Genomic DNA, 12,229 nt, shown 5'->3' with positions numbered 1-12,229 from the left:
CGATGGCCGATTCGAGCGGACGCGACCTCGTCCTCACCCGCCTCATCCCCGCTTCCCCGGCCGCGCTCTACCGGGCCTGGACCGAGCCGGCGCTGATCAAGCAGTGGTTCGCCCCCAAGCCCTTCACGGTCGCGGAGGCCGAGACCGAGCTCCGCCCCGGCGGCGCCACCCGCATCGTCATGCGCGGCCCGGACGGGACCGAATTCGCCATGAGCGGCGTCTATCTCGAACTGGTCGAGAACGCCCGCATCGTCTTCACCGACGCCTATACGCGCGCCTGGGAACCGGCGGCAAAACCGTTCTTCACCGGCATCATCACCTTCGCGCCGGAAGGGGACGCCACCCGCTACACGGCGCTCGCCCGGCACTGGACCACGGAGGACCGCGCCGCCCACGAGGCGATGGGGTTCCACGACGGCTGGGGCCGCTGCGCCGACCAGCTCGCCGACCTCGCCGCCCGGCTCTGACACGACGGAGGACACATCATGGCCAAGGTCGCCACCTGCCTGTGGTTCGAGCGCGACGGCGAGGAGGCCGTGCGCACCTACGTGTCCCTCGTCCCGGATTCGCAGATCGGGCCGATCTTCCGCGCGCCGGGGCCCTGGCCCGGCGGCGCGCCCGGCGACGCGATCCTGGTGAGCTTCACCCTCGGCGGGCAGAGCTTCCAGGCGCTGAACGGCGGCAGGCGGGTCGAGTACGGCACCGCCGCCTCGATCGCGGTCGCCTGCCGCGATCAGGCCGAGGTCGACCGGATCTGGGACGCCCTGATCGCCGGAGGCGGCAGCGAGATCCAGTGCGGCTGGCTGCGCGACCGCTGGGGCGTGCCCTGGCAGATTTTTCCCGAGATCCTGCCGCGGCTCCTCGCCGACCCGGATCCCGCCATCGCCGCCCGGGTCTTTTCCGCGATGCAGGAGATGATCCGGATCGACGCCGCGGCGCTGGAGCGGGCGGCCGCCGGCTGATCCGCCCCGGTTGCCCGCCGGTCCCCCACCCCGTAGCATCGCGCTAATACAGGGGAGGATCGGCATGGCGGGCATCACGCGCAGGCGCGTGCTGGGGAGCGCGGCCGCCGGGGCGGCGGCCTTCGCCGGGCCGCGGGCGGCCCGGGCGGCGGAGCGTCCGAACATCGTCTTCATCATGGCCGACGACCTCGGCTATGCCGACGTCGCCTGTTACGGCCGGCCCGACCTCGCCACCCCGCATATCGACCGGATCGCCGCGCGGGGCGTGCGCTTCACGCAAGGATATGCCAACTCGGCGGTGTGCTCGGCCACCCGCACGGCGCTGATCACCGGGCGCTACCAGTACCGGCTGCCAGTCGGGCTGGAGGAGCCGGTGACGACCCGCTTCGCCGGCGGCCTGCCGGCGGACCACCCGACCCTGCCGGGGCTGCTGCGCCAGGCCGGCTACCGCACGGCGCTCGTCGGCAAGTGGCATCTCGGCAGCGTGCAGGATTACGGGCCGCTGCAGCGCGGCTACGATCAGTTCTGGGGCTTTCGCGGCGGCACCATCGATTATTTCAGCCACCGCGGCACCGACGACAAGCCGGACCTGTGGGACGGCGACGTGCGGATCGAGGAGGTCGGCTACGCCACCCACCTCCTCGGCCATCGCGCGGTCGAGACGATCGCGGCATCGGCGAAGGCCGGGCGCCCGTTCTTCCTCAGCCTGCACTTCAACGCGCCGCACTGGCCGTGGGAGACGCCCGACGACGAGGCCGAATCGCGCCGGATCGCCGGCAGCAACCTGCGCCACTTCGACGGCGGCACTCAAGCGACCTACCGGCGCATCGTCGCCGAGATGGACACCCAGATCGGCCGCGTCCTCGACGCGCTGGAGGCGAACGGCGTCGCCGAGGACACGATCGTGGTGTTCACCAGCGACAATGGCGGCGAGCGGTTCTCCGACACCTGGCCCTTCACCGGCCGCAAGACCGAACTTTTGGAAGGGGGCCTGCGCATCCCGGCGATCGTGTCGTGGCCGCGGCGGCTCAAGGCGGGAGCGGTCTCGGCCCAGCCGATGATCACCATGGACTGGCTGCCGACGCTGCTCTCCGCCGCCGGCGCGGCGCCGGACCCCGCCTACCCGTCGGACGGCATCGACCTCCTGCCGATCCTGGGCGGAGCGGCGCCGGAGCGCCCGCGCACCTTCCACTGGCGCTACCGCGCCAACGCGCAAGCCGCGATGCGCGACGGCGACCTCAAATACCTCAAGATCCGCGACCAGACCTTCCTGTTCGACGTCGTCGCCGACCCGCTGGAGCGGGGAAACCTCAAGGCCCGGCGCCCGGAGGAGTTTTCGCGGCTCCAGTCGGCGTGGAATGCCTGGAACGCCACCATGCTGCCCGAGCGGGGAGACAGCTTCTCGGAGACCTATACGGGGGCGCAGCTGGCGGACCACTTCGGGGCGGGGGCGCCGGCGGGAAAGTAGGGTTCGGCGGCGGCCTCGACTGCTGTCGACGTGGTCCTGTCCTATTGGCTCCACGTCATCCCGGGGCCGCGCAGCGGAACCCGGGATCCATAACAGTCGGCGATGCCGAACGAAGCGGGGCGCGTCCCGATCAATCCCGAACCGTCAGCGGTTATGGATCCCGGGTTCCCGGCTGCGCCGGGCCCCGGGATGACATAGAGGGTGTCGATTCCGTCTCTGCAAGCCTCAGCTCACCCGCTCGCACCAATACACCTGCGTCCGGTACGGAAACGTCACCGTATCCCGCCCGGCGAGTTCCGGCGTGCGGGCGATCAGGTCGCGCACGGCCTGCACCACTCCCGCCCGCTCCGCCTCCGGCAGCGCCGCGATGAAGCTCACCGACAGGGTGCGGTCGAGGATCACCTGCTCCGGGGTGCCTTCATGGCCGTGCGCGAAGGCCTCCTTGTGCAGCGGCCCGAACCCTTCGGCCGGAAACACCTTCCGCCATGCCCCGGTGTGGAAGCGGGGCGCGTCGCCCTCGTGGGCGTTCATGATTGCCGTGAGCTCCGCCACCCAGGGCGTCGCCTCGTCGCGGACGTTCCAGATGAGGCCGAAGCGCCCGCCCACCTTCAGCACCCGGCGGATCTCGGCGAGCGCCGCCGGCGTCGAGAACCAGTGGAAGGCCTGGGCGCAGACGAGCGCGTCGAGGCTTCCCGCCGCCAGCGGCATCGCCTCGGCGGAACCTGCCAGGGCCGTCACGCCGGGGAGCGAGGCGGCGAGCCGCGCCCGCATGGCGTCGACGGGCTCGATCGCCGTGACGGCGGCGCCGGTGGCGGCGAGCAGGCGGGTGAACTTGCCGGTGCCGGCGCCGAGATCGGCGACGCTCCGGCCGGGCCCGAGGCGCAAGCCATCGCGCAGCCAGGCGGCGAGCGCCGCCGGGTAGTCGGGCCGGCCGCGCGCGTAGGTCTCGGCCCCGGCGGAAAAGCCGCCCGCGGCGGCAGGGTGCAAGTCACTCACAGGGTGCAAGTCGCTCATCCGTCTCCTCCGATCAGCGCAGCCATCCCTTGAGCCGCCGCACCGCCTCGTGCGCCTCCGCCTCGCCGCCGGCGAAGGACAGGCGCAGGTGGTGGGCGCCGGCGTCCGGGTCGAAATCGAGGCCCGGGGTCGCCGCGACGCCGGCCTCGTCGAGCATGCGGCGGCAGAAGCCGATCGAGTCGTTGGTGAGCCGGGCGACGTCGGCGTAGAGGTAGAAGGCGCCGTCGGCCGGGTGCACGTCGCCGAGGCCGAGGGCCGGCAGCTCGTTGAGGAGGAGCGCGCGGGCCCGGGCGTAGTCGGCCTTCACCACCTCCAGCTCCTCGGTGGCGTCGAAGGCGGCGAGCGCCGCCACCTGCGACAGGTAGGGCGCCGAGATGTAGAGGTTCTGCGCCAGGCGCTCGATCGGCCGCACCAGACCCTCCGGCACCACCATCCAGCCGATGCGCCAGCCGGTCATGCAGTAGTATTTCGAGAACGAGTTGATCACGACCGCGTCCGGATCGACCGCGAGCGCGGTGGCCGCCGGCACGCCGTAGGTCAGGCCGTGATAGATCTCGTCCGAGATGAAGCGCAGGTTCATGGCGCGGCAAGCCTGCGCCAGGGCAGCGAGACCCGCTCGGTCGATCATCGTGCCCGAGGGATTGGCCGGGCTCATCACCAGCAGCCCGGAGAGCGGCGCGGCCGCGTGGGCGGCGCGCAGGGCGGCAGCCGTCGGCACGAAGCCGTCCTCGGCCCGCAAGGTCAGCCCGACGGGCTCGAGATCGACGGCCTGGAGCACCGAGCGGTAGGCCGGATAGCCGGGAGCCGAGATCGCGACGCGCCCGCCGGCATCGAACAGGCTCAAGAAAGCGAGGACGAAGCCCGCCGAGGAGCCGGTGGTGACGACGACCCGCTCCGGCGCCACCGAAACCCCGTAGGCCTCGGCGTAGTGGCGGGCGATGCGCTCGCGCAAGGGGGCGATGCCGAGGGCCTCGGTATAGGGAATGCGGCCCGAGGCCAGCGCGGCTTGCGCCGCCGCAATGGCCGGGCGGGGGGCCGGCGCCGAGGGCTGGCCGACCTCCATGTGCACCACGCTGTCGCCCTGCCGCTCCCGCCGCGCCGCGGCGGCGAGCACGTCCATCGCCAGGAAGGGCGCGACGCGGGCGGCGCGGCGGGAGACCGGGTAGGCGGGATCGGACATGACGAACTCTTGAATCCGGATGCGCGGGTGCGCCCCCGCACATAGCGGGATTTGCCGGAGATTGCGCCCCGCGGCCGGCGAGAAGCGTGATTTGACAAGCCTGCCGCGAAACCGCCTAACCGGCGGCTCAAGGAGCGCGCCACGATTGTGCGCCACCGACCGTGAGCGACCCCGATGAGGACGACGATGCTGCCCCTGCCCCGCCTCCTGCCCGCCCTCGCGCTCGCGGGCCTCGTCGCCACCGCCGCCCCGACCCGCGCTCAGGCGCCGACGACCACGCCGGCGGCCCCCGGCACGGCGGCGCAAGGTCTCGCAACCTCGGGCCCGATGACCGACGTCCAGCGCCAGGCGATCGAGACCGTGGTGCGCGAGTACCTCCTGAAGAACCCGGAGGTGCTGCAGGAGGCGATGGCCGAGCTGGAGAAGCGCCAGCAGGACGCCCAGAAGGTCGCCCAGGCCAGCGCCCTCAAGGAAACCCGCGACATCCTGCACAACTCGCCGCACGGCTTCGTCGCCGGCAACCCGAACGGCGACGTCACCGTGGTCGAGTTCTTCGATTACAATTGCGGCTACTGCAAGCGCGCGCTCACCGACCTGCAGACCCTGATCAAGGGCGACCCCAAGCTGAAGGTGGTCCTGCGCGACTTCCCCGTGCTCGGCCCCGATTCGCTGGAAGCCAGCAAGGTGGCGCTCGCGGCCAAGCAGCAGCTCAAGGGCGACAAGCTGTTCGACTACCACACCCGCCTGCTCGAGAGCCGCGGCCGGGTGAACGGCGAGCGGGCGATCGCGGTGGCCAAGGAGATGGGCCTCGACATCGCGAAGCTCCAGAAGGACATGCAGGCTGCCGACATCCAGGCCGCCCTGCAGGAGAATGTGGGCCTCGGCGACAAGCTCGGCCTGTCGGGGACCCCGGCCTTCATCATCGGCGACGAGATCATCCCGGGCGCCGTCGGCGTCGAGCCGATCCGCAAGACGGTGGCGGGCGTGCGCCAGTGCGGCCACGCCACCTGCTGAGCCTAAGCATCATTCGCCGAAGTGGTCACCGGTTCGGCGGCGAAAATGATGCAAAAACAAGGAGCTAAGCAGAGTTGCCCCGTGCAACTCTGCTTAGACGCCCCGCTCATGCGGGCCGGCGCCCCTATCGCGCGCCGGCCGCATGGTCTATGAGGCCCGCCGATCGCCCGCCGGACAAAACGACGCCCCCGCGTCGTCCGGGACCGGGTCCCGGCGGGCCAACCCCCGCCCCCATCACGATTGCCGAAGACCCGCCGTGCCCTCCAACAACAAGCATGATCCCTTCGACCCGGAGCTCGTGCGCGAGCTCGCGACCCTGATCGCCGAGACCGATCTCAGCGAGATCGAGGTCGAGAAGGGCGACCTGCGCATCCGCGTCGCCCGCGAGCGCGTGGTGCAGCAGGTGCAGGTCCCGGTGGCGGCCGCGCTCGCCCCGCCCCTGCCCGCCGCCGCGGTCCCGGTCGGCGGCCCGCCCGTCCCCACCGCCGAGGCCGACCCGAAGGCGCTCGCCGCCCATCCGGGCGCGGTGCTCTCGCCGATGGTCGGCACCGCCTACCGCAAGCCCTCGCCGGACGCGAAGAACTTCGTCGAGGTCGGCTCGCGGGTCGAGAGCGGCGCCCGGGTGCTGCTCGTCGAGGCGATGAAGACCTTCAACGACATCGTGGCGCCGCGCGCCGGCACCGTGACGGCGATCTTCATCGAGGACGGTCAGCCGGTCGAGTTCGGCGAGCCCCTCCTGCTGATCGAGTAACCGCTCAGCGGATAAAGCATTGGCACGCCAACGCTTTATCCGCTTCGTTCCTTGCCGCAGGTTTTTATCGCAAAACCGGCGGCCACTTTTGCGAAACCTGCTTTAGGCGCCCATGTTCGACAAGATCCTGATCGCGAACCGGGGCGAGATCGCGCTCCGGATCCTGCGGGCCGCCAAGGAGCTCGGCATCGCGACGGTGGCGGTGCATTCCACCGCCGACGCCGATGCCATGCACGTGCGGCTCGCCGACGAGAGCGTCTGCATCGGCCCGCCGCCGGCCCGCGACAGTTACCTCAACATCCCGTCGATCATCGCCGCCTGCGAGATCACCGGCGCCGACGCGGTGCATCCGGGCTACGGCTTCCTGTCCGAGAATGCCCGCTTCGCCGAGGTGCTCGGCCATCACGGCATCGGCTTCATCGGCCCGAAGGCCGAGCACATCCGGGTGATGGGCGACAAGATCGAGGCCAAGCGCACCGCCAAGCGCCTCGGCATCCCGTGCGTGCCCGGCTCCGAGGGCGGGGTGACCGACACCGACGAGGCCAAGCGGGTCGCGGCGGATATCGGCTACCCGGTGCTGATCAAGGCGGCCTCGGGCGGCGGCGGCCGCGGCATGAAGGTCGCCCGCAGCGAGGCCGACCTCGAATCGGCGCTGATGACCGCCCGCACCGAGGCCAAGGCCGCCTTCGGCGACGACGCGGTCTACATCGAGAAGTACCTCGAGAAGCCCCGCCACATCGAGGTGCAGGTGCTCGGCGACGGCCGCGGCAACGCCATCCACCTCGCCGAGCGCGACTGCTCGCTCCAGCGCCGGCACCAGAAGGTCTGGGAGGAGGGTCCCTCCCCGGCGCTCAACGCCGAGATGCGCGAGCAGATCGGCGGCACGGTCGCCCGGGCGATGCAGGAGCTCGGCTATACCGGCGCCGGCACGATCGAGTTCCTCTACGAGGACGGGCAGTTCTACTTCATCGAGATGAACACTCGTATTCAAGTGGAGCACCCCGTCACGGAGATGATCACCGGGATCGACCTCGTCAACGAGCAGATCCGGGTGGCGGCGGGTGCGCCTTTGTCGGTGCGCCAGGAGGACGTGCGGGTCGAGGGCCACGCCATCGAGTGCCGCATCAACGCCGAGCACCCGGCGACCTTCCGGCCCTCGCCCGGCACCATCACCTATTTCCACCCGCCGGGGGGTCTGGGCGTGCGAGTCGATTCGGCGGCCTTCCAGGGCTACCGCATCCCGCCGCACTACGATTCGCTGATGGGCAAGCTCATCGTCCACGGCCGCACCCGCAACGAGTGCCTGATGCGGCTGCGCCGGGCCCTCGACGAGTTCGTGGTCGCAGGCGTCGACACGACCCTGCCGCTGTTCCGCACCCTGGTGCGCAACGCCGACATCCAGAACGGCGCCTACGACATCCACTGGCTCGAGGAGTTCCTCAAGACCGGCGGTCTCGAGATCGGCTGAGCGCCGCGCGAACGCAGTTCTGTCATGGGGAAGGGGCGCCGTGAGGCGCCCCTTTTTCGTGTCCGGTTGCGCCGATCCGGATGCGGCATCGCAGCAATCGGTGGTGCGCGAGATTTTTGCGGGGACCGCGGAACACGGTGACGTTTCGTCAGTTTTTCCGCCAGCAACGGACACCACGATCCGAGCCAACCCTGCGTCAGGCAGGGAACAGGTCCGGCCTGGACCGTGACGACACACCTCACATCTTGGAGACACTGACGATGCGCGTGATCAAGCTCGCCGCCGTGGCCGCCCTCCTGGCCACCCCCGCCCTGGCTCAGGCGCCCGTCTACCAGGGCCCGGTGCTGCCGAACCCGGTCGCCCCGGTGATCGACCCGCTCACCACCGGCACCGTGGCGAACCCCTATCGTCCGTCCCGCGTCGGCGGCGTCGGCAAGAACACCCTGCCGACCGACGTCGACTCGGCCACCGGCGGCAATGCCGACATGCCGAGCCGCATGAACCCGAACCTCGGCAACACCACGGGCGGCCCGCTCCTGCGCTGATCGCGGTGGAGCCGGGGCGGCCCGCGCCCCGCATGGCCCGCGGCCCCCGGCCGCGGGCCATTTTTCGTCTGCCGGCTCCGCGCGCCCTATCTTTGCCAGGGCTCGGCCATGGGGGAGAATGGCTTCCCCGCGCTCCCTGCGCCCGGAACCCCCGCCGATGCACGGCAGCCTGAACGTCGAGATCACCGCCGAGATCCTGCTCAAGGCCTACGCGGCCGGCATCTTCCCGATGGCGGAGGATGCGGACGACCCGACCCTGTACTGGGTCGAGCCGAAGGAGCGGGGCATCCTGCCCCTCGAGCGCTTCCATCTCGGTCAGCGCCTTGCCCGCACGGTGCGCAACGGCGGCTTCGAGGTGGTGACCGACCGCGACTTCGACGCGGTGATCGAGGGCTGCGCCGCGCCGCGGCGGGACAGCGACCGGACCTGGATCAACGCCCGCATCCGCGCCCTCTACGGCGAATTGTTCGATCTCGGCCATTGCCACACCGTCGAGGTCTATGCCGGCGAGCCCCGCACGCTGGTCGGCGGGCTCTACGGCGTCTCCCTCGGCGCGGCCTTCTTCGGCGAGAGCATGTTCCACCTCGCCCGGGACGCCTCGAAGGTGGCGCTGGTGCACCTCGCCGCCCGGCTCAAGCGCGGCGGCTACACCCTGCTCGACGCCCAGTTCGTCACCAGCCACCTCGCCCAGTTCGGCGCCGAGGAGGTGCCGCGCCACGTCTACAAGGCGATGCTGCGCTCAGCGATCGACCGGCCGGCGCAGTGGGACAGCGGGCCGCTCACCGGTGCGGAGGCGGTCGCGGTCCTCGGCCAGCCTTGAAAATCAGAAGCCGCCCTCAGGACGATTGATTTTTCGGGAATATCAAGCAAATTCGATTGCCGGATCTTCCCGAAAAAAGTCTCCTCGACATCACGGATTGTTGCTGCGAGGTCACGGCGCGCGGGGTTTCAGCGCCAACTCTGCCCCATAACTACCGGAACGTGCAATGCCCCGTCCGGCGGGATTGCGGCAGAACGGTGAAGCTCGCTATCTCTGCTCCCGAGGGCGGCGCCACGCAGCGCCAAGAAGAGTCGAGTGGGGAGTGTGTCGGGCATGACGGCGTCGCGCTGGGGATTTCTGGTCACGACCGCTCTCGTCTCGGCCGCGCTGATCGCGCCGGCGGCGGCGCAGGGCACCATCGCCCTCGAGACGATCGACGTGGTGCCGGTGACGCCGGTCGGCGGCGCGGCCGGCACGCGCAGCGGCCTCGGGACCAGCGGGCGGATCGAGAGCGGCGGCGCCCTGCCGCTCGCCAAGGTGCCGTTCACCGTCGAGACCGTGACGGCGCGGCAATTCGAGCAGGACCGCGCTACCCTCGACCCGACCTTCACGCTAGCCCGTACCACCCCGGGCGTGAACCTCTCCGACGGCCAGGGCAACAGCTTCCGCCAGACCCTGACCTATCGCGGCTTCGACGCCTCGCCGCTGCTCGGCGCGCCGCAGGGCCTCGCCGTCTACCAGAACGGCACCCGCATCAACGAGGCCTTCGGCGACGTGGTGAACTGGGACCTGATCCCCCAGGTCGCGATCAACCGCATCGATATCGTCACTGGCAACCCGATCTTCGGCCTCAACGCGCTCGGCGGCGCGGTCAACATCGAGATGAAGAACGGCTTCACCTGGCAGGGCAAGGAAGTCTCGGTGATGGGCGGCTCGGACGGCCGCATCCTGGGCACCCTGCAATACGGAGAGGTGGTCGGCCCCTGGAGCTTCTACTTCGCCGGCGAGGGCCTGCGCGATGCCGGCTGGCGCTACCAGTCGCCCTCGGAGATCGGCCGGGTCTACGCCGATCTCGGCCACCGCACCCTCGATTCCGAGTTCCACATCATCGCGTCCGGCGCCAAGACCTATTTCGGCGCCGCCGCCGCCTCGCCGGTCGACTTCACCCGCGACAACCAGCGGGCGATCTTCACCTATCCGCAATCGATCGACACCGCGGTCGGCCAGATCCAGGTCACCGGCAAGGTCAACATCTCCCCGACCTGGGACCTCTCGGGCAACGCCTATGTCCGCCGCCTCAGCCAGTACGTGATCGACGGCAACGACGGCAACTTCGAGAATTGCTCAACCCGCTCGAACTTCCGCGGGTTCCTGTGCTTCGAGGATGACGGGTTCTCGGCCGCGCCCGGCCAGACCCAGGCGCAGTTCCGCAACCAGTTCCTGATCCTGGGACCCCGCAACCAGCAGATCCCGTTCCGGGCCGGCGTGCCCTACGGCACGGTCGACACCGTCCGGACGGAGGCGACCGGCTACGGCGGCACGCTCCAGGCCACCAACCGCGACCGGATCTTCGACCGGCCGAACACCTTCATCGTCGGCGGCAGCATTGATGTCGCGAATTACGGCTTCAAGTCGTCGAGCACGCTCGGGGTGATCAACCCGGATCTCAGCGTCACGACGGACCCGCTCAACCCGACCTACGGCACCATTCCGGGCCTCGGCACCGGGCCGATCCGCACGGCGGCGGCGCTCGGCATCGCGCCGAGCCAGGTCACCGGTTCGAACCTCTATATGGGCCTCTACGCCCTCGACACGTTCGACGTCACCGACCGGCTCTCGCTCACCGCCGGCGCGCGGCTGAACTTCGCCCGCATCGCGACCCAGGACCTCACCGGCTTCTCGCCGGACGTCACCGGCACGCATTACTTCAGCCGGATCAACCCGGTCGCCGGGCTGACCTACCGGGTCTATGACTGGCTGAGCGTCTATGGCGGTTATTCCGAGTCGAACCGGGCGCCGACGCCGCTCGAACTCGCCTGCGCCAACCCGGACCGGCCCTGCCTGCTGCCGAACTCCCTCGTCGCCGATCCGCCGCTCCGCCAAGTGGAGGCCCGCACCTACGAGGTCGGCATCCGCGGTTCGGTGCCGAACTTCTACGAGGGCGGCCTCCTCACCTACAAGCTCGGCGCCTTCCGCACCGCCCTCACCAACGACATCCTCCAGGTCGCGGTGCCGGGCAACGCCGCGCGCGGCTACTTCATCAACGTGCCGGCGACGCAGCGCCAGGGTATCGAGGTCGCGGCCGAGTACACGACCGGGCGCCTCAGCCTCTACGCCAATTACGCGCTGATCGACGCCACCTTCCAGTTCCGCGGCGACCTGTCCTCGCCCAACAACCCGCTCGCCGATGACGGGCTGATCAGCGTGCGCCCGGGCAACAAGGTGCCGCTGGTCCCCGACCACCAGATCAAGGCCGGGTTCGACTACGCCATCACCCCGCAATGGCGCTTCGGCATGAACATGCAGGCCTTCTCGTCGTCCTATTTCCGTGGCGATGAGTCGAACCTCAACCGCAAGCTGCCGGCCTACTTCACCGCCAACCTCAACACCAGCTTCCAGCTGACGCCGACCGTGCAGATCTTCGGCCTGGTGACCAACCTGTTCAACAACCGCTACGCCAATTTCGGCACCTTCCTGGAGCGCGACGACAACTTCGCCGGCCGCTACGTGCTGAACGATCCGCGCACCACAACCCTGGTGCAGCCGCTCTCGGTCTATGGCGGCGTGCGGATGACGTGGTAGGCAGCTTGATTGACACAGGGGCTGCCGCGGGGCTCGTGTCATGAGACGGCTGTCCGGATCATCAACGTGATCGGAAGAGCGCGGGATCCCCTCTCCCGTGTGGGAGAGGGGTAGGGGTGAGGGTGGCTCGGCTTCCGGATAGATCGCTCAGCGTACAGCTGCCCAGCTCGACGCTCAGTGGATCATCCTGAAGCCGAGCCACCCTCACCCCCGGCCCCTCTCCCCCGCGGGCGGGGGGGGGCGGGGGGGAAAGGGTAACCCCCCC

The 12,229-nt window shown here is 70.1% G+C and carries 11 protein-coding genes; 9 read left to right on the top strand and 2 right to left on the bottom strand.

The features are described from left to right. The first annotated feature begins 2 nt into the window (after positions 1 to 2). The 3 genes from ABZT49_RS11165 to ABZT49_RS11155 all read left to right on the top strand — a co-directional run bounded on the left by ABZT49_RS11165 (position 3) and on the right by ABZT49_RS11155 (position 2,430). Positions 3 to 467, top strand: a complete 465-nt coding sequence (locus ABZT49_RS11165; protein ID WP_355286143.1) for an SRPBCC family protein — start codon at positions 3 to 5, stop codon at positions 465 to 467. 18 nt (positions 468 to 485) lie between these two features. Further along, a complete protein-coding gene (locus tag ABZT49_RS11160) occupies positions 486 to 962 on the top strand; it encodes a VOC family protein (protein ID WP_355286142.1) in 477 nt (158 codons plus the stop codon). Positions 963 to 1,026: 64 nt separating this feature from the next. Beyond that, a complete protein-coding gene (locus tag ABZT49_RS11155; protein ID WP_355286141.1) occupies positions 1,027 to 2,430 on the top strand; it encodes a sulfatase-like hydrolase/transferase in 1,404 nt (467 codons plus the stop codon). A gap of 225 nt (positions 2,431 to 2,655) precedes the next feature. Here the strand turns inward: ABZT49_RS11155 and ABZT49_RS11150 are convergent, their stop codons facing one another. Continuing rightward, positions 2,656 to 3,444: a methyltransferase domain-containing protein gene (locus ABZT49_RS11150; RefSeq protein ID WP_355286140.1), complete on the bottom strand. Its 789-nt coding sequence runs from the start codon at positions 3,442 to 3,444 to the stop codon at positions 2,656 to 2,658. 13 nt (positions 3,445 to 3,457) lie between these two features. After that, positions 3,458 to 4,624, bottom strand: coding sequence for an aminotransferase class I/II-fold pyridoxal phosphate-dependent enzyme (locus ABZT49_RS11145; RefSeq protein ID WP_355286139.1), 1,167 nt, complete (start codon positions 4,622 to 4,624; stop codon positions 3,458 to 3,460). A 186-nt stretch (positions 4,625 to 4,810) separates the two neighbouring features. Between ABZT49_RS11145 and ABZT49_RS11140 the strand changes: the two genes are divergently transcribed. From ABZT49_RS11140 to ABZT49_RS11115, 6 genes are all read left to right on the top strand, one after another. Continuing rightward, entirely contained in the window at positions 4,811 to 5,638 is an 828-nt protein-coding gene (locus tag ABZT49_RS11140) for a DsbA family protein (protein WP_355286138.1), read from the top strand. A 256-nt stretch (positions 5,639 to 5,894) separates the two neighbouring features. Then, positions 5,895 to 6,389 (top strand): acetyl-CoA carboxylase biotin carboxyl carrier protein, encoded by a 495-nt coding sequence (gene accB, locus ABZT49_RS11135; protein ID WP_355286137.1) that lies wholly within the window; start codon positions 5,895 to 5,897, stop codon positions 6,387 to 6,389. 112 nt (positions 6,390 to 6,501) lie between these two features. Beyond that, the gene (gene accC / locus ABZT49_RS11130; RefSeq protein ID WP_355286136.1) at positions 6,502 to 7,857 is read left to right on the top strand and encodes an acetyl-CoA carboxylase biotin carboxylase subunit; all 1,356 of its coding nucleotides are present in this window, start codon (positions 6,502 to 6,504) and stop codon (positions 7,855 to 7,857) included. A 260-nt stretch (positions 7,858 to 8,117) separates the two neighbouring features. Then, positions 8,118 to 8,402, top strand: a complete 285-nt coding sequence (locus ABZT49_RS11125) for a hypothetical protein (RefSeq protein ID WP_355286135.1) — start codon at positions 8,118 to 8,120, stop codon at positions 8,400 to 8,402. Positions 8,403 to 8,559: 157 nt separating this feature from the next. Then, positions 8,560 to 9,222 (top strand): leucyl/phenylalanyl-tRNA--protein transferase, encoded by a 663-nt coding sequence (aat, locus tag ABZT49_RS11120; RefSeq protein ID WP_355286134.1) that lies wholly within the window; start codon positions 8,560 to 8,562, stop codon positions 9,220 to 9,222. 273 nt (positions 9,223 to 9,495) lie between these two features. Then, positions 9,496 to 11,964 (top strand): TonB-dependent receptor domain-containing protein, encoded by a 2,469-nt coding sequence (locus tag ABZT49_RS11115; RefSeq protein WP_355286133.1) that lies wholly within the window; start codon positions 9,496 to 9,498, stop codon positions 11,962 to 11,964. Positions 11,965 to 12,229: the final 265 nt, after the last annotated feature.

Source organism: Methylobacterium sp. EM32 (assembly GCF_040593685.1).
Lineage (GTDB): Bacteria > Pseudomonadota > Alphaproteobacteria > Rhizobiales > Beijerinckiaceae > Methylobacterium.
This window is presented reverse-complemented; position numbering and strand designations above follow the sequence as displayed.